At 41.0% G+C, this 21,915-nt stretch carries 23 protein-coding genes and 1 other RNA gene; 14 read left to right on the top strand and 10 right to left on the bottom strand.

Annotated elements, in window-relative coordinates; translation table 11 throughout:
- Positions 1 to 30 precede the first annotated feature (30 nt).
- Positions 31 to 1,653, top strand: coding sequence for a 2-isopropylmalate synthase (locus V7K32_RS24095; RefSeq protein WP_334996673.1), 1,623 nt, complete (start codon positions 31 to 33; stop codon positions 1,651 to 1,653).
- A gap of 82 nt (positions 1,654 to 1,735) precedes the next feature.
- On the opposite strand, the gene V7K32_RS24090 is transcribed toward V7K32_RS24095, so the two are convergent.
- Positions 1,736 to 2,074: a cupin domain-containing protein gene (locus tag V7K32_RS24090; protein ID WP_334996671.1), complete on the bottom strand. Its 339-nt coding sequence runs from the start codon at positions 2,072 to 2,074 to the stop codon at positions 1,736 to 1,738.
- A gap of 74 nt (positions 2,075 to 2,148) precedes the next feature.
- On the opposite strand from V7K32_RS24090, the gene V7K32_RS24085 reads away from it, so the two are divergent.
- Positions 2,149 to 3,003, top strand: coding sequence for a class I SAM-dependent methyltransferase (locus tag V7K32_RS24085; RefSeq protein ID WP_334996669.1), 855 nt, complete (start codon positions 2,149 to 2,151; stop codon positions 3,001 to 3,003).
- A 215-nt stretch (positions 3,004 to 3,218) separates the two neighbouring features.
- The gene (locus V7K32_RS24080) at positions 3,219 to 3,647 is read left to right on the top strand and encodes a KTSC domain-containing protein (protein WP_334996667.1); all 429 of its coding nucleotides are present in this window, start codon (positions 3,219 to 3,221) and stop codon (positions 3,645 to 3,647) included.
- Positions 3,648 to 3,672: 25 nt separating this feature from the next.
- On the opposite strand, the gene V7K32_RS24075 is transcribed toward V7K32_RS24080, so the two are convergent.
- The gene (locus V7K32_RS24075) at positions 3,673 to 4,035 is read right to left on the bottom strand and encodes a response regulator (protein WP_334996665.1); all 363 of its coding nucleotides are present in this window, start codon (positions 4,033 to 4,035) and stop codon (positions 3,673 to 3,675) included.
- 277 nt (positions 4,036 to 4,312) lie between these two features.
- Here V7K32_RS24075 and V7K32_RS24070 point away from each other — a divergent pair, with 277 nt between their 5' ends.
- Together V7K32_RS24070 and V7K32_RS24065 are read left to right on the top strand one after the other, a co-directional pair.
- A complete protein-coding gene (locus tag V7K32_RS24070) occupies positions 4,313 to 4,798 on the top strand; it encodes a molybdenum cofactor biosynthesis protein MoaE (protein ID WP_334996663.1) in 486 nt (161 codons plus the stop codon).
- Between the two features lie 565 nt (positions 4,799 to 5,363).
- Positions 5,364 to 5,684: a hypothetical protein gene (locus tag V7K32_RS24065; RefSeq protein WP_334996661.1), complete on the top strand. Its 321-nt coding sequence runs from the start codon at positions 5,364 to 5,366 to the stop codon at positions 5,682 to 5,684.
- A gap of 27 nt (positions 5,685 to 5,711) precedes the next feature.
- Here V7K32_RS24065 and V7K32_RS24060 read toward each other — a convergent pair whose 3' ends face one another.
- From V7K32_RS24060 to V7K32_RS24035, 6 genes are all read right to left on the bottom strand, one after another.
- Positions 5,712 to 6,035, bottom strand: coding sequence for a DUF2103 domain-containing protein (locus V7K32_RS24060; protein ID WP_334996659.1), 324 nt, complete (start codon positions 6,033 to 6,035; stop codon positions 5,712 to 5,714).
- Between the two features lie 5 nt (positions 6,036 to 6,040).
- Positions 6,041 to 6,367, bottom strand: a complete 327-nt coding sequence (clpS, locus tag V7K32_RS24055; RefSeq protein ID WP_334996657.1) for an ATP-dependent Clp protease adapter ClpS — start codon at positions 6,365 to 6,367, stop codon at positions 6,041 to 6,043.
- Positions 6,368 to 6,502: 135 nt separating this feature from the next.
- A complete protein-coding gene (locus tag V7K32_RS24050) occupies positions 6,503 to 8,557 on the bottom strand; it encodes an FAD-dependent oxidoreductase (protein WP_334996655.1) in 2,055 nt (684 codons plus the stop codon).
- Between the two features lie 223 nt (positions 8,558 to 8,780).
- Positions 8,781 to 10,091 (bottom strand): hypothetical protein, encoded by a 1,311-nt coding sequence (locus tag V7K32_RS24045; RefSeq protein ID WP_334996653.1) that lies wholly within the window; start codon positions 10,089 to 10,091, stop codon positions 8,781 to 8,783.
- Between the two features lie 7 nt (positions 10,092 to 10,098).
- A complete protein-coding gene (locus V7K32_RS24040; protein WP_334996651.1) occupies positions 10,099 to 12,129 on the bottom strand; it encodes a DNA cytosine methyltransferase in 2,031 nt (676 codons plus the stop codon).
- Positions 12,130 to 12,314: 185 nt separating this feature from the next.
- Entirely contained in the window at positions 12,315 to 12,638 is a 324-nt protein-coding gene (locus V7K32_RS24035; RefSeq protein ID WP_229462178.1) for a hypothetical protein, read from the bottom strand.
- A gap of 523 nt (positions 12,639 to 13,161) precedes the next feature.
- Between V7K32_RS24035 and V7K32_RS24030 the strand changes: the two genes are divergently transcribed.
- From V7K32_RS24030 to V7K32_RS23990, 9 genes are all read left to right on the top strand, one after another.
- Positions 13,162 to 13,314 (top strand): lmo0937 family membrane protein, encoded by a 153-nt coding sequence (locus V7K32_RS24030; protein WP_334883482.1) that lies wholly within the window; start codon positions 13,162 to 13,164, stop codon positions 13,312 to 13,314.
- 497 nt (positions 13,315 to 13,811) lie between these two features.
- A complete protein-coding gene (locus tag V7K32_RS24025; protein WP_334996812.1) occupies positions 13,812 to 14,303 on the top strand; it encodes a pentapeptide repeat-containing protein in 492 nt (163 codons plus the stop codon).
- Positions 14,300 to 15,487, top strand: a complete 1,188-nt coding sequence (locus V7K32_RS24020) for a 5-(carboxyamino)imidazole ribonucleotide synthase (protein ID WP_334996649.1) — start codon at positions 14,300 to 14,302, stop codon at positions 15,485 to 15,487. The genes V7K32_RS24025 and V7K32_RS24020 overlap by 4 nt, the downstream gene beginning before the upstream one ends.
- 61 nt (positions 15,488 to 15,548) lie before the next feature.
- Positions 15,549 to 15,732: non-coding RNA, 6S RNA (ssrS, locus tag V7K32_RS24015), on the top strand.
- Positions 15,733 to 16,088: 356 nt separating this feature from the next.
- Positions 16,089 to 17,354 (top strand): M16 family metallopeptidase, encoded by a 1,266-nt coding sequence (locus V7K32_RS24010; RefSeq protein ID WP_334996647.1) that lies wholly within the window; start codon positions 16,089 to 16,091, stop codon positions 17,352 to 17,354.
- 189 nt (positions 17,355 to 17,543) lie between these two features.
- Complete coding sequence (locus tag V7K32_RS24005; RefSeq protein WP_334996810.1) at positions 17,544 to 18,815, top strand: M16 family metallopeptidase; 1,272 nt, start codon at positions 17,544 to 17,546, stop codon at positions 18,813 to 18,815.
- Between the two features lie 89 nt (positions 18,816 to 18,904).
- Complete coding sequence (locus V7K32_RS24000) at positions 18,905 to 19,924, top strand: peptidoglycan-binding domain-containing protein (RefSeq protein WP_334996645.1); 1,020 nt, start codon at positions 18,905 to 18,907, stop codon at positions 19,922 to 19,924.
- A 213-nt stretch (positions 19,925 to 20,137) separates the two neighbouring features.
- Positions 20,138 to 20,260 carry a hypothetical protein gene (locus V7K32_RS23995; protein ID WP_334996643.1) on the top strand — a complete coding sequence of 41 codons (123 nt, stop codon included), beginning with the start codon at positions 20,138 to 20,140 and terminating at the stop codon, positions 20,258 to 20,260.
- A 29-nt stretch (positions 20,261 to 20,289) separates the two neighbouring features.
- Entirely contained in the window at positions 20,290 to 20,643 is a 354-nt protein-coding gene (locus V7K32_RS23990; RefSeq protein WP_334996641.1) for a phage holin family protein, read from the top strand.
- Positions 20,644 to 20,724: 81 nt separating this feature from the next.
- Here the strand turns inward: V7K32_RS23990 and V7K32_RS23985 are convergent, their stop codons facing one another.
- Positions 20,725 to 21,183, bottom strand: coding sequence for a cobalamin biosynthesis protein (locus V7K32_RS23985; RefSeq protein ID WP_334996639.1), 459 nt, complete (start codon positions 21,181 to 21,183; stop codon positions 20,725 to 20,727).
- Positions 21,184 to 21,346: 163 nt separating this feature from the next.
- A complete protein-coding gene (locus tag V7K32_RS23980) occupies positions 21,347 to 21,910 on the bottom strand; it encodes a Uma2 family endonuclease (RefSeq protein WP_334996637.1) in 564 nt (187 codons plus the stop codon).
- Between the last annotated feature and the right edge of the window lie 5 nt (positions 21,911 to 21,915).

Below are 21,915 nucleotides of genomic sequence, written 5' to 3'. Positions count from 1 at the left end.
GTAATCCCTTCAATACTACGGGAGACAGTTATGAGCATTGCATCTCAACCAGATAGAGTTATCATCTTCGACACCACGCTACGGGATGGCGAACAGTCACCGGGCGCAACCCTGAATGTAGAAGAGAAATTAGCGATCGCTCATCAACTAGCCCTCCTTGGTGTCGATGTGATTGAAGCAGGTTTTGCCGTTGCTAGTCCGGGAGATTTTCAAGCTGTTAAAACCATTGCCCAACAAGTGGGAATACCGGGTGGGCCAATCATTTGCAGTTTAGCTAGAGCGATTCGCCAGGATATTCACACAGCCGCCGAAGCCTTGAAGGGCGCGGCTCATCCCAGAATCCACACAATGATTTCTACCTCTGATATTCACCTGAAATATCAATTAAAAAAGTCTCGCAGCGAAGTATTAGCGATCGCATCAGAAATGGTTGCTTATGCCAAGTCGTTTGTAGACGATGTAGAATTTTCACCGATGGATGCTAGCCGCACTGAGCCAGAGTTTCTTTATGAAGTTTTGTCAAGAGCGATCGCAGCAGGTGCGACTACAATTAACATTCCTGATACCGTTGGTTACTGCACACCAAAAGAAATCGGAACTCTGATTCAAGGAATTCGAGAACATGTTCCTAATATCGATGGGGTGATTCTTTCAATTCACACTCAAAATGATTTGGGTTTGGCGACAGCTAACGCTTTGGCTGCGATTGAATATGGTGTGCGTCAGGTGGAGTGTACGATTAATGGTATTGGGGAACGAGCCGGGAATGCAGCATTAGAAGAAATTGTAATGGCGTTGCAGGTTCGCAAATCCTTTTTCAATCCTTACTTTGGTCGTGCGGTTGATGCCGATACACCCTTGACTAATATTAAGACTCAGGAGATTTACAAAACCTCATCTTTGGTTTCTCAATTAACCGGAATGCTGATTCAACCCAATAAAGCGATCGTGGGAGCAAACGCTTTCGCCCATGAGTCTGGTATTCACCAAGATGGGATTATCAAACACCGCGAGACTTATGAAATTATGGAAGCTGCTGCGATCGGTTTGCCAGAAAATCGCATTATTTTGGGCAAGCACTCTGGAAGGAATGCTTTCCGTACCAGGCTCAAGGAATTGGGGTTTGAATTGAATGAAGCAGACTTGAATAAAGCCTTTAATCGATTTAAAGATGTCGCCGATAAGAAGAAAGAGATATCAGATTGGGATTTAGAAGCGATCGTTCGAGATGAAATGCAGATTCAAGTAGAAAGTGGCTTCCAAATCGAACACGTCCAGGTAATCTGCGGTGACTGCACTTGCCCAACTGCAACTATTACAATTGTCACTCCTGAAGGCAAAATTCTCACAGATGCGAGTGTAGGCACTGGCCCAGTAGATGCGGTGTATCAAGCAATCAATCAATTAGTGGAAATACCCAATCAACTAATTGAATTTTCCGTCCAATCTGTGACTGAAGGAATTGATGCACTAGGAACCGTTACAGTTCGCTTAAAGCATCAAGAGAGGATATTTTCTGGACAAGCATCTGATACTGATATTGTGGTCGCCGCAGCTTATGCTCATATCAACGCCCTCAATCGTCTTTATCGTTACTTGCAAACAGAGAGATCCCATTTTCATGATATGAACTCTGCTGTTGTCTCTGGCTAGATTCAGATGCGTTACTGAATACAGGTATGAATCATGTAGAGACGTAAAATTTTACGTCTCTACAAGGTTTTTGGTTGCACAACTAAGGTGACTCAAACACGCCCATTGGCCCAAGCCGAATCGTGAGTATTTCCACATCCGTGATGGCTATGTGGGGTCCTTGTTGGGTGTGGGCTGGCGTGAACCAAAAAATTCCACCAGAACAACTCTTTCCTCCAGTTTCCACTACTCCGTTCATCACATAAACATACTCATCACAAGGATGAGTATGAATAGGAATCGTTGTACCCGCCTTCATTGTCAGTAAGTGTATTGAACCTTGTGATACAGGCTCGGCTAAGGGGAAAAACTTAGCACCAGGAAACTGCTCAATGTCCAGCGATCGCTCAGAGTCAGTTTGAATAAAGGTCTGTTCTGACATATACTTTACCTCTTTGAATCAGTGTTTTAGCATTATGTAAATGTAAGACAAAAAACACTGTTTGCAAGAGAATTATGAATAAACAACTCGATTTAAATGAATACAAGCAACAGATTGCCGATTTATACAGTCGCAGAGGCCAAACTTATGATCAGGGCGATTGGCATCCTCGAATTGCTCATCGTCTGGTTGAACATGCACAGATTAGCCAAGGACAGCATGTTTTAGACATTGCAACGGGAACAGGTATGGTGGCGATTGAAGCAGCACAGCTTGTCGGTTTTGCAGGTCGAGTTGTTGCAGTGGACATTTCAACTGGGATGCTTGAGCAGGCAAAACGCAAGATTGAGGCGCTGGGGCTGAATAATATTGAGCTTGTACTCGCGGATGCTGAGAAACTGAACTTTCCAGCCAACAGTTTTGATGTTGTCCTATGTTCCTCAGCCCTGATTTGGATGGCTGACATTCCCAATACATTACGCCTTTGGCATCAATTGCTCAAACCTGGTGGACTAATTGGCTTTCATGCATTCGCAGACACCGCTTTTGTCGGTGGGGTAACTGTGCAAAAAGTCGCCCAAAAATATGGCGTTTCACTTGCATTAAGTAAACCAACAGGTACTATTGAAAAGTGTCATGACTTACTAAAAACAGCAGGCTTTGAGGCGATTGAAATTAAGTCTGAGCAAGATGGTAGCTATATTAGCTTAGATAGCCTAGAACAGGCAAAGCGGATGTGGTTTGGAGGTTCTCATCCAGTACCTGGGCAATTTCCCAATCCCATGAAGCAACTCTCATCTGGGCAACTGGAAGAAGTTAAAGCGGAATTTGAAGCAGAGTTGGCAGCATTAGTTACGGAACAAGGCATTTGGAACGACGTCATAATTTTTTATACCTTTGGTCGCAAGCCAATAAGTAGGTCGGCGTAGATAATTATGGTTGGGATAAGGCAGTTATTGCAGGGGGCAGGGAAAAAAGGGTTTTATTGTGCAAAATTACTTAGACTAACATAGTTGGGATCAGTAAATTCTCTATTAGGAGAAAAAACTTGACAGAGAAATGCTTTTATAGTATTTTTGTACTATAAAACTACTTACGTATTGGATAACAGTTTTGACTACGCCAACAGGAAAACAGAAAATAAATGAAGCTATCTAAGGTAGACTTAAGCAGTTTAGTTGCGATCGCTCACTCTGATGGATATTTGCAGTTGTTGCTCGATCGAGGCGACGAACTAGAGTTTTTGGAAATTCCAGCGCCAGTAGAAGCTTATGAAGGATTAGAAGAACTGAACGAAGTTATTGCCCAAACGCCTGCGCTACCCTTTAAAGAAGAACCAATTGCGATGTTACCAGTTAGCTCATCAATGGCGATCGCAGTAGGCTACGATCGCGACGAACACATTTTGCAAGTTGAGTTTCAAAATGGAGGTGTTTATCAGTACTTAGGCGTAGACGAGGATACTTGGTCAGATTTACATTCCTCTGACTCAATTGGCAGCTTTTTCAATCAAGCGATTAAAAATAGATATGACTGCGATCGTCTAGATGGTGCAGATTATACTATTGACTAATAACTGCATGTAAGGTTTTCAATAATTATTGTGTTGTGTAGGGTTTGGGTAAAAAGGCTGTATGTTCATCTGTTTTATCGATTGGCACTTGTTCACATGTTGCAATTCCACTAACAACAATAATCGGCAATAACGGATTGATACTTTGCAATGTCCGAATGCTAGTTGCTCCATCCATCTTGGACATCATGATATCGACAATTGCCGCACTAATTTTATCTTTATGCTGGGCATAAATTGCTAATGCTTCGATGCCATCACCAGCAGTAATTGCCCTATAATTATAATTTTCTAAGGATATTTTAGTAATTTCTTGAATAGAAGCTTCATCATCTACAACCAAAATACATTCACCAGATCCAGTTACTATTTCCGTATCTTCTAACAACTAGATTGGAACTTGATTAACTCCTGGGAAGTACACCTTAAACTTTGTTCCCTTGCCTACAAGACTTGATACGGTGATAAAACCACCGTGTTCTTTAATAATTTTCATCAAAGTCAAAAGTCAAAAGTCAAAAGTCAAATTGAATTGCTTTTTTTTGATTTTGAGCGAAGGGATTACACCTCACGTAAACAAGAAGCGCTATAGCAAGAGCAACTAAACATACTCAGCAGTGTTTTCAGGGACAATAGAAAAAGCCCACATAATTACGATCGCAGTTATGACAATTACACTTACCTCTGCTGTTAAACCAAGAGCCGAAGATAGTTTTGCCATTAGCTTTGCACCATTGTCTCTTGAAGAAATCTATGCCTTGTCTAACGATCCAGCCAACGGTGCTGTAGTTATAATGAGTGGCGTAGTTCGCAATCAAACCGATGGTAAACCTGTAATTGCTCTAGAGTATCAAGCTTACGAACCTATGGCATTACGGATATTTTATCAAATTGCTGCTGATATTCGCTTATCTACGCCTGATGTAAATCGGGTAGTGATTCATCATCGCACTGGACGTTTGCAAGTTGGAGAAATTAGCGTTTTAGTCGCAGTAGGTTGTCCTCATCGCAGTGAGGCGTTTGAAGCTTGCCAATATGCTATTGATACCCTCAAACATAATGCACCCATTTGGAAAAAAGAGCATTGGGAAGATGGTTCTAGCCGTTGGGTAAGTATTGCTGCTTGTGAAACATCAGGAGAAAATTGTTAAAATTTGTGAGGTTATTGAATACGCTCAATTTATCCAGCAATTAGCGAAATATGATCTGTGCGACGCTAGGTGCTGGATAACATCAACCAGTACTTTACTATTTGGGCAGTTTCCCAAAGCATAGTAATAAGTTAAAACACATCTAATTTGCATATTAAAATTTTATTAATATCTTCTGGGGTGGGCAATACGAGCGCCCTGATTATGCAACTTAAATGCCGATTAGCTTATCAACGACAAAACGTCCTTAAATAAATACTGTCATTTCCTTTAGTTCAAAAACGAACTGAGGCAATTTGTGATATATTTTTTGATTTGCGTACAAAATACGCAGCTTTTTTGTGTCCAAAATCTAAACTAATTAGTAATCTCTAATTTTCAAACGCCTACTTAACAGAAATATTTAATTTTTATTAAAAATATTTATATTTGCAAAACAACAATTTATGTTGCATTTGTTTACAGAAAATTCATAACTCTATTGAGGTTTGTAAATAATTTGTATTTCTATAAGGAATATTCCTTTAGACTGATCTTTAACTGAGAAATGTGGGGATAAACACAAATGCATTCGTTAAATATATTTTGTCACGAATTTGTAGTTGCTGTTTCCTTTGTAGCTTGCATTATTGGGCTGGTGTTACTGTGGGACGGCAAGCAGCAAAAAAATGATGTGGAAGAAACAGAGCGGATTTTATTTAGAATGAGCTTTACTTACTGGCTAGTTTACTGTGTAGCCTTTGGGATAGAAAAACTAGTTTTACCCGACTGGGAATCTCTACTAATGACTTTGAGGATAACTACAGCTCTGTCATATTTCTTAACTTTTTCTTGCATTGTTAGTCTGCCACTACACAAATTTGCAGTCCACCGTGTTGAAGAATAGTTATGGGGCATGGGGAATTGGGAATGATTAAGATTTCATAGCGATCGCTAATGCCGTTTCCAATTCTGACTGCGCCAAAGGGGTTAAAATAAAAACCTCTTGTACCGTCTTCCCCTGCCGTGCAATTACTTTATAGCCGCCCCGAATCGGTACTGAAACGCGCAGTTGCATTTTTGGACAATGACCTTTTGCCCGCCCAATGACTCCCGGCGTCACGGTTTGGATGTTATCCTGCTGACAAAGACGTTCTAAAATGGGAATTAGACCATCAAGGTGGGTCGAGTGATTCCAAACTAGTCTGCCAGCTTTTTGCGAAGCCGCTCGGAGGGAATCTACGGTGGGTTTGCCCATGATAATTAAGCTGCTTCTAGAGGTGCCATTGTCAAACCTGCTCGTTGCAGTTGCTGGTGATAGAGTTCCGCAGGTTCTTGGGGCCCGACCCAGACGATCGCTTGACCTTCATAGTGTACCTGATTAGTTAGATCCCATGCGCGATCGCCACTCATCCCCGGAATATATTTCATCAAACATTCACTCACATGTTGAAATGTATTAAAATCATCGTTTAATACAATCACTTTGTAATTCGGATAAGTCTTACGGGTAACTTGATTAGACCGTTCAGGAGCTTTAGTTGGTGCTGTGGCCATCCCGTAAACATCTGCTGAAAGTGTCATAACCATAGAACAATTAAGCAAGATAATTTTACAAAACTACACTACAAATAATTAGTTTAGTCCATTGTCAGTTGTCATTCGTCATTTGTCCGTTGTCCGTTGTCCTTAACAAATGACCAATGACCAATGACCAATGACTATCTACCGCCAATTATCCCAGTTTTCGTTAAAAATAGATGTATCGGGGAAGGCTGTGGGGTTGCCATTTTGTTGCAAAAGCCGTTTGAGTGCTTCCAGTTGTGGCTCTTGGTTGGGTAAATTATCGACTAATTGGTAGGGTGCGATCGCATTTTTAAGCGCAAAACTAGCAACAGTTCCCGCAGCTGCGCCAGACGACCATTCAAAGGAATGGACTCGATAAGCAGCAGCAGCAATATGACTAGTAGCAATACTTTTGCCTCCTACCAGCAAATTATCAATTTTCTGGGGAATCATTGCCCTCAGAGCAATTTGAAAGGGATAAGCTTGACCAGCACCACGCCTTTCACCCGGACGTTCTGTATTACCAGGGGCTTCAGGGGGACTATTCACCATACAAGGATGGAAATCTATAGCGTAGTGACCAATACCCACAGCATCGGGGAAGATGGTAGAACGAGTCCGTCGCATTGCTTTTTCTGGTGAGACTTTACCTTCAATTACTGATACTGCTTCCAAACCTGCAAGTGCGGCTCGTAGCCTCCGATACATATCTGCTGGAAGAGTTTGGGAATAATACTTATCGTTGTAATCTCGGCGAGAAATATCAATTTCCCAAATACCAAAGCCACCAGGTTGTCCCCAACTGGGGCGGCCAATAATCCGCCGTGCTTCGCGCATATAGGGATATTTCGATAACCCATGCACTGTCCCCATTGGGGAATTTAAACCTGAAACAAAGCGGTTATTGCTTTGCAGCTGCTTTACACCCTCCCCCAACTTGGAATCTGTAATCCCAGCTACCAACCAATAATAAAAAGAGAGGGCATTTTCCTCAGCTTTGCGGAGGGTTTCTGTTCGCAATCCTCCCATCCAACCACCTGGGTTTAACTGTCCAGTACTTTGTAACTGTTGGCGACTGTAAATCAGGTTATCTTGGGCTGTTCCAGGGCGGTAATCGTTACCCCAAGTCCAGTTTTGCATAGAGATGTCCCCTGGTGTAGGAGCATCAAAACTTACACCGCCGAATTTTTCTGGTTTCCCTTTGTTTGGACTCAAAATGCGACGATAGGTAAAAACTAAATCAAAGTTAGCCAGTCGCGTTAATTCATAGCTGAAATATGGGGCGTATTGTGAATAAAATGGGGGCATCGTCTGAGGTTGCGGTTCCTTAGTTGCCTCCATTGCAAAGGTGTAGGTAAAGCCTTGAGGGCAATAAGGGTCGTTGTTGGTGTCAGAAGCCGAAGGTTCTAGGTAAGAACGGGCATCAATACCCAATCGGTAGGGGACATCAGCAAGGGCAATAATTTCTCCAGTTTCGCTGGCGTCTACGATATACCACTTAGGAGCATCCCCTTTATCTGCCTTGGGGAGGAAACGGAGAATAGTTTTGGTAAATCGAGATGAGTTTTCGTAGCTATAAGAATCTTCAATACTTTGAGATAAAGTAAAAGTATTGAGGGGTGGTGCGCCTTTTGCTGGTTGATGTTGGATTGCGATCGCACTATCAATTATTTTGCCATCAGCAGCGATTTCCAAATCCTTAATTACCGTGTTGGGAAACCATTGCAACTTCCCTTTGCCAAGCTTTTCGGCATCTTTGAGCATCTGGGCCAAAATGGCGTGAGCATCGCGGGGAAGAAAGCAGGATTCACTTACCCAACAGTCACCGGGGTTAAGTTTACCGTATTTGCGCCCAATCCGGTTTCGCAATTCTAGGTAGCCGCGAGAATAGAATTTGAGAGCACGCTGAGTTGGGCGTTCGTCTAACGCAGATGTCCCTTGAGAAGAAATTTGTCCTCCCAGCCAGTCAGTAATTTCCGTGAGACAAACCGTTCTTCCGGCGAGTAACCCCTCGTAAGCTGTGGCGACACCGGAGAGTCCACCACCGACAACTAAAATCTCGCAATTGACAGTTTTATCTGGCGTTCTCGGTACTGTGGCGATCGCTTTTGGCGTTGGCGCTGCGATCGCACCATCAAATGCAATTAAACTAGATATTAAATTAAGACTAATCAGCGATGTCAAGCCATAAGCTACTTTGTGTCTGTGCTTCATTGTTAAAAAATCGCTCCAAATCCTGTGTCACCTTGTAGAAGGTAGCATCTAGTAAATGTTTAACTCAAGCGATTCTTCACAAGGTAATCTACGTGATGTAGCGTGGGATTAAAGCTTTTGAAGCGAATAGCACGCTTGAACAGGTGAAAATCTTAATAAAATAAGTGTGAGCGCCTGGTTCAATTCTCACTTTACCCAATTCTTGAATATGAGCGGCATTCAGCTATTGACTTCTCAGAGTCTCGTTTAGTTTAAACAGCCATTGATAACATGGCTCATCAATTGGAGCAATATCCCTACGTCGCTGTGCTAAAGATTCTGTGTAAGCTATGAGCCAAGCAGAAGCAAGTTCTTGTTCAGTTGCAACCTCTTCTGCTAATGTATGAGCAAACTGTAGCTCTACCCATTCCTCAAAAGTAACTATTTCAAGGGATATCCCAAATATTTCTTCAATTTCATTACATCTAGGCATCAGTTCATCAATTCGTTCAGCTTTAAGACTTGTAACGAAACCAGCCTTTTTAACGGCGGGATGTACTTCCAGTTTTTCTGATAATTCCTCAATCTCATCTCGCAAGTATGACTTACCATACTTAGCATCCCAAGCCTCCACAATTTGCCTATCCTCTAAAAGTTCAATATCACCGATATTGCCATGCTTCTTATTGGCTGAACGCATTTGCGAAAGTGGTTTTAGCAAACTCTTGGGAAAAGCTTGATATTCTTGCATAGCCTGCATTAAACTATGCATGGCTATCTCCATTAAACGAGCGGCATAATCAGATTGATTAATGTGACGCTGTATGAGACTTAATGAAATGCCTTTGTTAACAACTGTTGCTCCCAAAAACAAGGTCAGATTCTCAATAGTTTGTAAAGCTAATCTTCTAAAATTATCTGCTTGATTAAGTAGTTGCGAAAGAAGATAGCGCAGTGTTACTTCAGCAACTACTTCATGTTTCTCAATAGCTTCAACAAGACTTACCCACTCAGAACGTGCGCCTCTCATATTGGCTTTATATACAGATGAATACGGGTAATTTTCTGCTAAACTGCGTGTCATCATGAAACCATCCGCATTCAATCTCAGTAGTTCATATTTTCGTAACACAGGTGTAATATATTGTTTATCGAGAGAACGCATAGAGATACCATCACACCAAGAAAAGTCTCTTATAGCCGTACTACCTTTGTGTAACCTAATACTCTGCTCTGGCTCAATTGCCTTAACGCACAACTGTAGAATTGACAAACCCACTAAAGCTCTACCAACTTCGCTGGTCACTGACTGTACAAGTCTATCTAAAAGATATTTATGCGCTTGGTTTAAGACCAAGAAATCAAGATTCGATGAATAATCTCTGCAAAATAAAATCTGTCTTTCCAAGTAACCTGTAGATAGTTCTACTGCTATTTTCTTGTAGCGTATCTTTGCAGCTTGATTCATTCCTCCTTCTTGAAAGTATTGAATTGTTCCATCAGGTAAAACTAACTCACTTCTATTTGTATAGACTCTCAGGTGTAGCTCATTCATAATCTGTTTATAGACTTTTGCGAAGTTGCACACTTTTAGGATTTAGTGTAGGAAAGGCATAAGGAATTAAATACTCACCTTTGGGAATTTGTGGATTTGTATTGTGATTTCTAACTTCGTAACCCATAGCTCGTAGAGACTGAAGATAGGAGAAGATATCTTCTGCTTTCACACCCCATCGGTCTGCAAACTCTGTAGCTGAAAGTTGAGCAGCAGTACCAATACACCTCGTCACACATTGGATTACACGCCAAAGGGGTTTAACTTTCAACTGAGGATGAAAAGTTATTATTCCACTAATTCGGGCATTGTATTGATAATATCCAGATAACTGAACTAAATCCGCTTTTCCTGTCGCTTCAGTTAACTTTTCTTCAAAAGCTTTCCAAAGAGATGTATATAGCTGTGCATCAAGAGCTTTAGCACAAAGCTTAACTGAACACGTTCCCAGAACCCATTCATCGTGACCGCAAGATGGATTAATATCTATCACGAATTGATCTTCTTCTTCACAATTATCATTTATACCTGCTGTGAACACCCAGCATGAATCATTCAAATCGTAGGATATATAAATTTTTACACCTTCAGAACTTTGTTCTGTTGTCCAAGAAAAATCAGCAGATAGAAACCTGATCATTTTTCCTTTATCTTCATATTTCAAACGAGGTATAGATAAAATTTTTCCTGCTTTACGTAAATCTATAATTGCAGACTTAGCCTTTTGAGAATAAATTTCGGTTAATTTTCTTTTCCGCTGGCGAAAACCTAGTTTTTTATTTTCAGGTAAGTAAGTTATAGGGAAAGGTAATTTAAATTTAATTACTTGTTCTAAAATACTAAGAGCCAATATCCGCCCAAGTTGAGGAGGCACTGAATTTCCAATTTGTTCAATACAAACCTGTCTATTACCAATAACTTCATATTCATCAGGAATAGTTTGTAATCTCTTTAGCTCTGCTATCGATAATTTTCGATTTTCCCAACTGAAAGGTCCGGTGTATTGTCCTCCCTGCGCTTTAATTGTCCGTACTGGATTTGTTGGATCTGCTTTATACAAAAAATCTGAAAATTTCGATCTCCAGCTAAATATTGGGTTAGGATAACCCATTTCTTTTGTATAAAAACTATAGTTCAGTCCAGGTGGAATATGTTCGAGTAGATGTCCAAAACGTCCGCCTAGACCTGTTTCCATTTCTGAAATATCAGCGCATTCTACAGCTTCTCCTGCTGAATAATAAGGATTTTGATTCAGAGAATCTGGCCCATGAGTAGGATAAGGAAATAAATATTCCCCTTCTTTTAATCCAACAATAAATAAACGTTCTCGATGTTGAGGTACTCCATAATCAGCAGCATCAAGAATCCGAAAATAAATATTGTAGCCAACTTCTCTAAAAGCTTTTTGAATTTCTTGCCAAGCTTTTCCTCCATTAGCACCAGTTATTCCATATACATTTTCAAATAAGAATCCTTTCGGCTTAAGTACATTGAGAATACGAACATATTCTTGAAATAGTGTACCTCTAGCATCTGTTGTTCCAGAGACTCCAGCAGCTCTACGCCCGGCAGCAGAGAAAGTTTGACAAGGAGGGCCTCCAATAATAAAGTCTACTGTCAGATGAGATTCAGGTAAATAATCTCTAATATCAATGCAGACAGCTTCAGAGCCTTCTAGCCATTTCTCTGGTAAAGAATTCCTTTGTAAAGTCTGAACATACTTGGCTTCAAGCTCTACCATTTGAATGATTTCAAACCCAGCATCATGAAATGCAATGTCTAATCCACCACCACCAGAAAATAAGCTGAGTGTTTTAATGGGAGTATGTCCCTGTTCCATCAGCCATTGGCGGAGAGATTTACCAAAATTGTCAGTCCATGCTGGTTCTTGCTTGACTCTAAGAATGGCTAAAATATCTTGGAACCAAGTTGTATTAATTGGCTCGGAGGTAGACAAATCTAGAAAAAGAGACAACTGTTGCATTGCGTAATCTAAATATAGCGATTGAAGGTTGTGTACAATATTCTTTGGTAACACAAAGTTGCCTAAAGACTAGAATAGTGTATTCCATCCATCCACCCGCGAAAAATCTTCCCAACTTCAATCCCTACCCGAAAGCTAAACCAATTTGTCCTGATTTCATCTATTTTTATAAAATTAAAAACTGCTCTTGCTAAAAGTAGACAAGAGCAGTTTTTAATCGCAAAATCCAAAATAATAATTTAGGCATCTTCAAGCTCAAATTGAGCCACCGTAACGGCGTTAAAAGCGAAAGCTAAAACTAATGGCATCGGCGACTGCAACCAAAAGGTAAAAAGAACAGCTAAAATTGTGCCAATTACTGCGGACATCGACCACAATCGTTCTTCAAAAGTCAATCCCTTCTCGGCTTTAATCACTCTGAGAACGTGAACTGGAATTGGTTCTGGCATTACCCCACCCGGAGGGAAAGCCCAGAAGTTATTACGCCGCTCGACAAACAAATCTGTCCAGCCATTTTCTTGGCACCATGCCTCAATCCATTGAAGTGAGTAATGATTCATCATCGGGTTTCGGAGTTCGGTTTATGGAAGTTGTGTACTTGGTGAATGTAAACTATTGGAGATTCCTGAACAACTAACTAATCGCTATAAAATTAACGCTAATTATCCAACTTTTAAGCTTTGTTAAGCAGTTGAGACGCATATAATTACGCTCAAACCTTGCTTTCATTAATTAAAAGACTAACAGTTGATGGGGGCTGTTGAATTTAAAAGACAATAAACTTTACTTCAAATATTGAAAGTCAAGAATTGTAAATAAGCCCATGAGTATTACTGCTTAATAAAACTCTTTATATGCTGAAATTCAAATCTAAAAATGAAGAATTGTAAACAAATCACCGAGCGTAGGCTCAGTTAAAGTGAAATGGAATTGCGGGTAAGGGCAAAAGGTAAATTTTTAATTAATTTTCCTTCTCAAGAAAGATGATTTAATTTTATAGACCTCTCTGAGGATAAATAGACTCAAGGTGAAGCTAGGAGTAAAATATCTAAACAAATAAAAACTTACTTGATTCCGAGCAAATATATGTTGAGTATACTTTGGGGTATTGTTGTTGTACTGGTTGCTTTTTGGGGATTAGGACTGGCACTTCATATTGCCGGAAATTTAATTCATGCAGTGTTGCTTTTAGCGATCGCTCTTGCTATTTATAATTTTTTCAAATCGCGTGATGTGTAAATATAGTGGTTCCCGATCTGGTAAGGTAGGTTTTCAAACTTACTAAGCTTGTTAAAAAAGACTTGAGTGTACCTCATCTGCTTAGGAAACGCTAGATTAAGAGTCTTAATTAATACCACACTTGATACAAATACGCTAGTAAGGGGTAGGCAATGCTCATTGGTGTCAACTTAACGTAAAAGCTATGTCCCGCAAGGAACTTCAGTTCCTTCTTTTATAGCGAAAGTCTCCTTTTGATGACTAAATATAGCTAAAAATCTTTAGTCTACTTCAGTAGACTTTTACTAAAAGCCAAAGAACTTTAGTTCTAGGCGGGTAAGTCAAGCCAAAAGTTTTGCTATTTTTAGCTTAAATTGACACCAATGGGCAATGCCTAGCCCTTACGATAAATGTATATGTATCAGAGTTTATGTGAATTGGTATAAAATAATTCAGTCTTGCTAATATTCAAATGCGGTAATTAAATGCAGCGATTAGACACCAAATTGACTCTCAATATGTTATGGCGGCAAGGGTTGGCGTTCCTTCTCGGAATAATTATATGGTGCGTGTCTGATCCCGCACTGGCAGTAGACTGGACTCATCCGCTTTCATTTAGCAATGCAGAGTTGTCAAGACGTGATTTTTCTGGTGAAAGTTTGCAAGCTGCGGAGTTTTCTAACGCCAATATGGAACTAGCTAACTTTACAAAGGCTGACTTGCGGGGAGCAGTCATGAGTGCTTCGGTGATGACAAAAGCAAATCTCCACGGAGCAGATTTAACTAATGCAATGGTTGATCAGGTAAACTTGACTAAGGCAGATTTGAGTGATGCAGTTTTCAAAGAAGCTCTTTTGCTGGGCGCCATATTTAATGATGTGAATATAGACGGTGCAGATTTTACAGATGCAATTTTGGATAGAGCGCAAATCAAAGAACTGTGTACTAAAGCCAGTGGTGTGAATTCCAAAACAAGCGTGCAAACTCGTGATTCTTTAGGATGTCAATGAAACGTGTTGGTGTAATTGGTGGCGGACAACTTGCCTGGATGATGGCGGATGCAGCACAGAAGCTAGGAGTAGAATTAGTAGTACAAACTCCTAGTAAACACGATCCGGCCGTGTCAATTGCTAAAGAAACTGTTTTCGCCTCAGTTGATGATGCAGCTGCTACGGAAATATTAGCTAACAAATGCGATGTCATCACCTTTGAAAACGAATTTGTTAACTTAAATGCTTTATCCATTTTAGCACACCAAGGCGTTTGTTTTCGTCCCAGATTGGAAGCTTTAGTTCCTCTTTTAGATAAATATCATCAGCGTTGCTATTTACGCGACTTGGGCTTACCTGTTCCCCAATTTTTAGCCCTTGAAGAGGGAGAAAATCTCAAATCAAAAATAGAATATTTAGGTTTTCCCGCAGTCTTAAAATCCCGCCGGCACGGTTATGATGGTCAAGGTACTTTCATAATTCAGGATTTTGCTACTTTAGAGCAAAAGCTAAGTGATGAAACTAGAAAAACTTTAAATCAATCACTTTTTTTGTTAGAAGAATTTATCCCTTTTGAAAGAGAGCTAGCAATTATTGCAGCTCGTTCTGTAGAGGGAGAAATTGTCACTTATCCAGTGGTAGAAACCCAACAAGAACAACAAGTGTGTCGGCGGGTAATTGCGCCTGCTGAAATTACACCTAATCAAGTAGCAGAAATTCAAGCGATCGCACATACTCTATTAAATAGCCTAGAAGTAGTAGGCATTTTTGGAATTGAGCTATTTTTGGGTACTAATGGCAAAATTCTGGTAAATGAAATTGCACCCCGTACCCACAATTCTGGGCATTTTTCCCTTGACGCTTGTGAAACTTCGCAGTTTGAGCAGCACCTAAGAGCCGTTTGTGGTTTACCTTTAGGGAATCCGGCTTTGCAGTGCGTCAGCGCACTGATGGTAAACCTACTGGGGTATGAAAATTCTCATAGCGACTACCAAAGCCAGCGTCAACAAATAGCCGAAATTCCCCAAGCGCACCTTCACTGGTATGGCAAGACAGAATCACGTCCTGGGCGGAAATTGGGACATGTCACCGTTTTGCTAGATAATCAGAATCGAGAATTGGTAAGTGCGTACGCCCTTGGCGTCGGCGCAGCCATCGCCAACGACATCGCCGACAACATAGAATCTATCTGGTATCACAGGTAAATTTTTCAGAAATTTTCCATGTTGAACACACAACATCTTTTGAAAAGCTATAATGAGTGAAGTTGCACTACGACGTTGGTGACTGCCATCAAGTTTTTTGATCTATGCCTTTAATGACAAGGGAGTCAACTGTTCTCGTGGCAGTATACCGGGCATGTACCCGGAAACTTTAAACGAGGAATTTAGGTTCCCACCTGGATAAACCCAGGTCATAAACTTAGGTAAAACGGCGTCGCGGTGAACTTAAAATTATTAGCTCCTAAAGTCAGTTAGAACTTAGGAGCTTTAATCGTTTGGCATTGCAGAACAGTGGAAACAGTGAGAGCAGGGGGAGAATTTTGGAAGTTGCTAAATCATCTCGACAAATATCCAACGCCAATTATTTAAATCAGTATTACTTATATGATAAATAATAAATTGCAAACTAAAAATCTGAAACAACGCAGATTCAGCATTTTGCCTGTATTAATCAAATAAATTTAATTATAAATTAGTAATACCTGGAGATAAAAAAAAATTTGTATAACTTGATTCTAAATTAGGTATCGTTCAGAGTTAAGATGACAAAATTATCTGAAATTGTGGTTAAAGCTACAGAAAATTGTCACAGCAACTAACTAATACAGTATTTCCAGCCTCGGTCTTCCGACTAGACAGTGGTTTAACGTTTATTCATCAAGAGATTCCCACTACTCCTGTAGTTGTGGCAGATGTTTGGGTGCGTGCTGGAGCAAGCCTAGAGCCAGAACCTTGGTTTGGGATGGCGCACTTTTTAGAACACATGATTTTTAAAGGTACTGCGACGCTACCCCCTGGGATGTTCGATTCTAAAGTTGAAAACCGGGGAGGCGTAAGTAATGCGGCGACAAGCTATGATTATGCTCATTATTCCCTTACCACAGCTGCCCCTTATTTAAAAGATACCCTGCCCTACTTGGGAGAACTACTGCTGAATGCGGCAATTCCAGAAGATGAATTTAGCCGCGAACGAGACGTGGTGCTAGAGGAAATTCGCTCTTATCAGGACGATTCTGACTGGATAGGATTTCAAGCCCTGATTCAAAGCATCTATCCGCATCACCCTTATGGACGTTCGGTGTTGGGTACTGAGCAAGAACTGATGCAGCAATCGCCAGAAGCAATGCGCTGTTTTCACCGCACTCACTACCAGCCGGAAAACATGACGGTGGTAATTGCTGGGGGTATAGCCCAGCAACCAGCTTGGGAAATGGTAAATCATTCATTTGCTGATTTTGCCGAACGCTCTAATTGTCCGCAGTTTGAGAAAGTAACAAAGCCAGTAATAACAGGAATTCATCGTCAAGAACTGTATTTACCACGCATAGAACAAGCGCGATTATTGATGGCGTGGCTGGTACCTGGAGTAGAAAAAATTCGCGCTGGCTATGGTTTAGATTTATTGTCAGTCTTATTAGCAGAAGGGCGGACTTCGCGTTTAGTGCGTGATTTACGAGAAGATTTGCAATTGGTACAGGGGATTTACAGTAATTTTTCTCTACAACGAGAATCGAGTTTATTTACAATAACTGCCTGGTTGGAACCAGAAAATCTGGAGGAAGTTGAGTCCTTAATTTGCGCTCATTTGGATGATTTGCAGACTACAGGAATTAGTGAACAGGAACTTGCTCGTACACGGAGGCTGCTATGTAATGAGTATGCCTTTTCTACCGAAACGCCAAATCAGCTTACAGGGCTTTATGGATATTACAATACCATCGCCCAAGCTGAATTAGCTGTGACATATCCCCAGCAGATTCAGTCTTTTGATGCCCAAGAACTGCAAAAATTAGCTAAACACTATCTATCGCCGGAGAATTACGCGGTTACTGTACTTAAACCGTGTTAGTCATTAGACATCTGGTGACAATGAATGTAGAGACGCGAAAGCGCATAGCGGCACGAAGTGCAATTTAGCCTCTCTACAAGGGTTTCAGGTTACGCATATTTAATTTCTGGAGATGTCTATTAGTCATTAGCAAAAGATAAATGACAAAGGACAAAGGACAAATGACAAATGATAAAGGACAAAGGACAAATGACAACCTTGCTGCAAAAATCGCCTATCCATCGTACTGTATTGAACAATGGCATTGTCGTGCTAGTGGCAGAAAATCCTGCTGCGGATATTATTGCGGCGCGAATCTTTGTGCGTGCTGGTAGTTGTAACGAAAACCGAGAGCAAGCAGGGTTGGCACATTTGCTCTCAGCAGTGATGACAAAGGGATGCGATGGTCTTTCTAGTTTAGAAATTGCTGAAATTGTCGAGTCTGTAGGAGCGAGTTTGAGTACAGATGCTGGCACTGATTATTTTTTGCTATCTTTCAAAACGGTAACATCCGATTTTGGGGAAATTTTAACATTAGCAGGGCGGATTTTGCGATCGCCTACTTTCCCCGAAACTCAAGTGGAACTAGAACGGCGTTTAGCACTCCAAGATATTCGTTCCCAAAAAGAGCAACCATTCAATGTCGCCTTTGAACAAATGCGGCAGGTAATGTACCAAAATCATCCCTACTCTATGTCAGTGCTGGGAAATGAAACCACTATGAGCCGCTTAACTCGTGCGGATTTAGTGGAATATCACCAAACTTATTTCCGTCCAGATAATGTAGTAATTAGTATTGCAGGTAGAATTACACCCACAGATGCAGCAGCGTTGGTGGAAGAAGTTTTTGCTGATTGGCAAGCGCCAGCCCAAGCACTACCAATACTGAATTTACCTGAGATTAAGTCCGAACCGCAGGTAAGGGTTAAGCCAGTACAGACACAACAATCAATCGTGATGCTTGGGTATTTGGGAACATCGGTGAGTTCTGTTGACTACGCCGCCCTGAAGTTGCTGTGTACCTACTTGGGGAATGGGCTTTCTAGTCGCTTGTTTGTCGAATTGCGCGAAAAGCGCGGTTTAGCTTACGAAGTATCCGCCTTTTACTCCACAAGGCTATTTCCAGCGTCGTTTGTGGTTTACATGGGTACAGCACCAGAAAATACCAGCATCGCCCTAGAAGGACTGCGTACAGAAGTAGATTTGCTATCTACCACCGAAGTATCCCAAAGCGCACTCCAAGCTGCTAAAAACAAGATTCTGGGGCAGTACGCCTTGGGTAAACAAACGAATGGGCAAATAGCTCAGATATACGGTTGGTATGAAATTTTGGGCTTAGGAATTGATTTTGATACCAAGTTCCAAGAATTGATTGCAGCTGTGAGTGCCAAGGATGCCATCGCTTCAGCTTGTAAGTATTTAAAAGAGCCTTACTTGTCTTTAGTTGGTCAAGAAGAAGCAATTAATCGAGCGATCGCATAACTGAAAATGTAGAATCGTAAAATACAGCAGCTGTTTTTTAGACCAAGCGGCTGTACGATTAGCATGAGAATATTCTGGGAGTAAATTCCATGCAAAGCAGCCTGACAGCAAGTATTTTGAGTTACTTAAAATTACTAGACCCAACTGTAAATCGCTGTAGAATGGAAAAACGGCCAAAGAGGTCTAAATCTTTCTCAGCCATTGAAATACTCTTGTTCTTTACTACGCCTTTGCTTATTACCTCAACGGCTGTAGTATCAATAGCAGCGCCACAAATTGCCCAAGTAAATCCTGAAGATAGCATCAACCGCCCTATCCTGAAAGTGGGTAGCCAAGGCGAACGCGTATCTGAACTTCAGGCAGCTCTAAAACTTTTGGGTTTTTATTCTGGTGCCGTAGATGGTACATATAGTGAGAATACGGCCAATGCTGTTTCCCGATTTAAACAAGCAGCTGGCTTGAATCCAGATGGTATTGTTGACGCCAGCACTTGGCAACGACTTTTCCCTAATCAACCAGTAGCAGCATCAACCGTTCCTTCATCCCAGCCAAGATTTAACTCAGCTACCAATTTTCCTGTTCCAACCCAGGCTAGCAATGTCACCAACGTTGTAAATTCCAATCCTCCAAAAAAAGCTGTAACACAAGTTCCGACTAGCCCCGAACCAAGACCTACAGCCCCAAAAAAAGCTGTAACACGAGTTGCGACTAGCCCTGAGCCAAGACCTGCTACCCCAAAAAAAACTACAACTTCAAGCACACAAAAAACGCCGAATCGGACTACATCAACTACTCGAAAGTCAACTACACAGACTGGGCAAACTACTCGAACTGGGACAAACACAACTACTAACCGAACCCCTGGTATTCAATACACCTCAGAAGGATTGCCAATTTTGCGTATAGGATTACGTGGTTCTGAAGTTGTTAAGTTGCAGCAACAACTGAAAAAGCTTGGTTTATTAAAAGGCGATGCCGATGGAGACTTTGGCGAGACAACCGAAGCAGCTGTAAAAACCGCACAAACGCGCTATGGTTTAGAAGCTGATGGTGTAGTTGGTGGCTCTACCTGGGAGGTTCTTTTGCGGCGTCAGCCCCAACAGCGTTAGGCTGATACTAAAGTTGCCATCCACTATAGTGCAAATTTGGTAGTTCCCTTAATGATGGAACTTGCTAGTGCTAAATATCCTCTTTTAGGTACAGGGGTTTCTCGATGGAGGAAACCTCTGTAAGAGTTTTGCGGCTCATTTCATTTTTGATGAATTTAATTCCTGGTACATCCTGCAATACGATAAAGATACACCGATTGAAAGTATCTCTCTATGCCAGCACTGAAAAATTACATTGCTTTTAGGCTGACAAAAGATGATGGCAACTTTACGAGTCAAGCACAAAAACACCTGATAGTGTTACAGATCACAACTGTCAATAGTGAAATTAATTAAACTTACTGCTAATTCCTCTAAAAAAACTTATGCAACACTTTTTATTAACTTGGCTCGGTACTGCGGTGGCGTTATTTCTGACTGCTAATATCGTTCCGGGATTCTTTATCAAGAATTTTTTGACTGCCTTGATAGCTGCCCTTGTTATTGGTCTGGTTAATGCATTTGTTAGACCAATTTTGCAAATTTTGACCTTTCCAATTACCTTACTCACCTTTGGTTTATTTACATTGTTAATCAACGCCTTAACCCTTTGGTTAGCAAGTGCCTTAACTCCTGGTTCTGGTTTTGAGATTCAGGGCTTTTTACCTGCTTTGTTAGGTTCAATTGTGTTAGCTATTGTTTCTAGCGTAATTAACTATTTTTTGAGAGTTGTTGACTAGAAAAATTAGTTAAGTTTTGTAATACTCATAATAATTGAAGCTTGATCAACAGCTAGTGTTACTTTAGCTAATGACTAATGACTAATGACTAATAATATTTGAGCCTTGGGCAACAGCTAGCGTTACTGCTCCTGGTTGCCCTTTTAGCTGGAAAATCTGTTTAGGAACTAAGAACGTCACTCCCAATGCTTCTGTGCTGGTAAAAGGGGAAGCATTCAACAATGGGATTTGAGTAGCTGCAAGAATAGCAGCTGCCTCTGCTACGCTAGGTGTACCTACTTTGTGGTTGGTAATTGTGGCAGGGTTGGGGACACAGACACAGCGAAGGATTTGGGCAGAAAAGGTTTTTAGGGGCAAATTGCGTAGGTTGCAAAGTTCTACTAAACCAACTTCTGAGGCTTTAGTGTCAATAGTAGCAATCCCTGCGATCGCACTTTGAAAAAGTTGATTTTCTCCAAACACTTGCTCAATCGCCCCATCAATCAATTGCCATGAGGTTCCCCGTTTACAACCAATTCCTACCCATAAAACCTGTTGCACTTGGTGTATTTCCTTATTCAATTCGTCAAGATTTGGTTTAGGGACTTCCAAGAAATAAATTATCCAAAGAAACGAACCTTATTAGCCACAGAGAACACAGAGTGAGGAGAAATAGAGAGGGTTTTTGCGTCAATTTTGGGACATTTTTTTATTTGGATGTCCCTTACTCCAACAGCCAACCAAATAAATTTCCGACTGTCAGCCTCAATTCACTTGCAAAATCTGGCACAGGAAGTAAAGCTTCTAATTCATCTAACATAACTGGCTGTTGATTACGGATGTACACGAATACCGTTTGTTCTTCTTGATCAATCAGCCAACCCATTTGTGTTTCATAATTCAGGCAATGCAGAATATTTTTTGTAACTTTTGTTTGTCTTTGGTCAGGTGATAGAATCTCGATAGTCCAATCGGGAGCTACTGAAAATAAATTTGCGACCCTGCCATTTTCTTTGCGAGGTATTCTCTCCCAAGTAAATACTGCTACATCCGGGATAAGTGATCTGCCACCAAAAGTACACCGCAGTTCTGGATATGCTCGTGCAACTCTTTGGGGTTTCAAGACACCATTAACAATAATAATCAGTTCGCCTTGAATAGTGCTATGTTCACCCTGTGCCATTGGTTTTTGAATAATTTGACCATCGATGTATTCACTAGCGGGCTTTGTTTCTGGTAACATGAGAAACTCTGCCAAAGTTATATTTTTTGATTGTCTCCGTACCATTTGCG

It is taken from the genome of Nostoc sp. (assembly GCF_036917635.1).
GTDB lineage: Bacteria > Cyanobacteriota > Cyanobacteriia > Cyanobacteriales > Nostocaceae > Nostoc.
This window is presented reverse-complemented; position numbering and strand designations above follow the sequence as displayed.

Bases quoted from the DNA above. Each gene is read 5' to 3' on its own strand.
- V7K32_RS24020 (WP_334996649.1), top strand. From the start codon at position 14,300: ATGAAACGTGTTGGTGTAATTGGTGGCGGACAACTTGCCTGGATGATG.
- V7K32_RS24000 (WP_334996645.1), top strand. From the start codon at position 18,905: ATGCAAAGCAGCCTGACAGCAAGTATTTTGAGTTACTTAAAATTACTA.
- V7K32_RS24095 (WP_334996673.1), top strand. From the start codon at position 31: ATGAGCATTGCATCTCAACCAGATAGAGTTATCATCTTCGACACCACG.
- V7K32_RS24070 (WP_334996663.1), top strand. From the start codon at position 4,313: ATGACAATTACACTTACCTCTGCTGTTAAACCAAGAGCCGAAGATAGT.
- V7K32_RS24005 (WP_334996810.1), top strand. From the start codon at position 17,544: ATGACAACCTTGCTGCAAAAATCGCCTATCCATCGTACTGTATTGAAC.
- V7K32_RS24025 (WP_334996812.1), top strand. From the start codon at position 13,812: ATGTTATGGCGGCAAGGGTTGGCGTTCCTTCTCGGAATAATTATATGG.
- V7K32_RS23995 (WP_334996643.1), top strand. From the start codon at position 20,138: ATGCCAGCACTGAAAAATTACATTGCTTTTAGGCTGACAAAAGATGAT.
- V7K32_RS24080 (WP_334996667.1), top strand. From the start codon at position 3,219: ATGAAGCTATCTAAGGTAGACTTAAGCAGTTTAGTTGCGATCGCTCAC.
- V7K32_RS24035 (WP_229462178.1), bottom strand. From the start codon at position 12,638: ATGATGAATCATTACTCACTTCAATGGATTGAGGCATGGTGCCAAGAA.
- V7K32_RS24060 (WP_334996659.1), bottom strand. From the start codon at position 6,035: ATGGGCAAACCCACCGTAGATTCCCTCCGAGCGGCTTCGCAAAAAGCT.
- V7K32_RS24030 (WP_334883482.1), top strand. From the start codon at position 13,162: ATGTTGAGTATACTTTGGGGTATTGTTGTTGTACTGGTTGCTTTTTGG.
- V7K32_RS23990 (WP_334996641.1), top strand. From the start codon at position 20,290: ATGCAACACTTTTTATTAACTTGGCTCGGTACTGCGGTGGCGTTATTT.
- V7K32_RS24085 (WP_334996669.1), top strand. From the start codon at position 2,149: ATGAATAAACAACTCGATTTAAATGAATACAAGCAACAGATTGCCGAT.
- V7K32_RS23980 (WP_334996637.1), bottom strand. From the start codon at position 21,910: ATGGTACGGAGACAATCAAAAAATATAACTTTGGCAGAGTTTCTCATG.
- V7K32_RS24050 (WP_334996655.1), bottom strand. From the start codon at position 8,557: ATGAAGCACAGACACAAAGTAGCTTATGGCTTGACATCGCTGATTAGT.
- V7K32_RS24065 (WP_334996661.1), top strand. From the start codon at position 5,364: ATGCATTCGTTAAATATATTTTGTCACGAATTTGTAGTTGCTGTTTCC.
- V7K32_RS24090 (WP_334996671.1), bottom strand. From the start codon at position 2,074: ATGTCAGAACAGACCTTTATTCAAACTGACTCTGAGCGATCGCTGGAC.
- clpS (WP_334996657.1), bottom strand. From the start codon at position 6,367: ATGGTTATGACACTTTCAGCAGATGTTTACGGGATGGCCACAGCACCA.
- V7K32_RS24045 (WP_334996653.1), bottom strand. From the start codon at position 10,091: ATGAATGAGCTACACCTGAGAGTCTATACAAATAGAAGTGAGTTAGTT.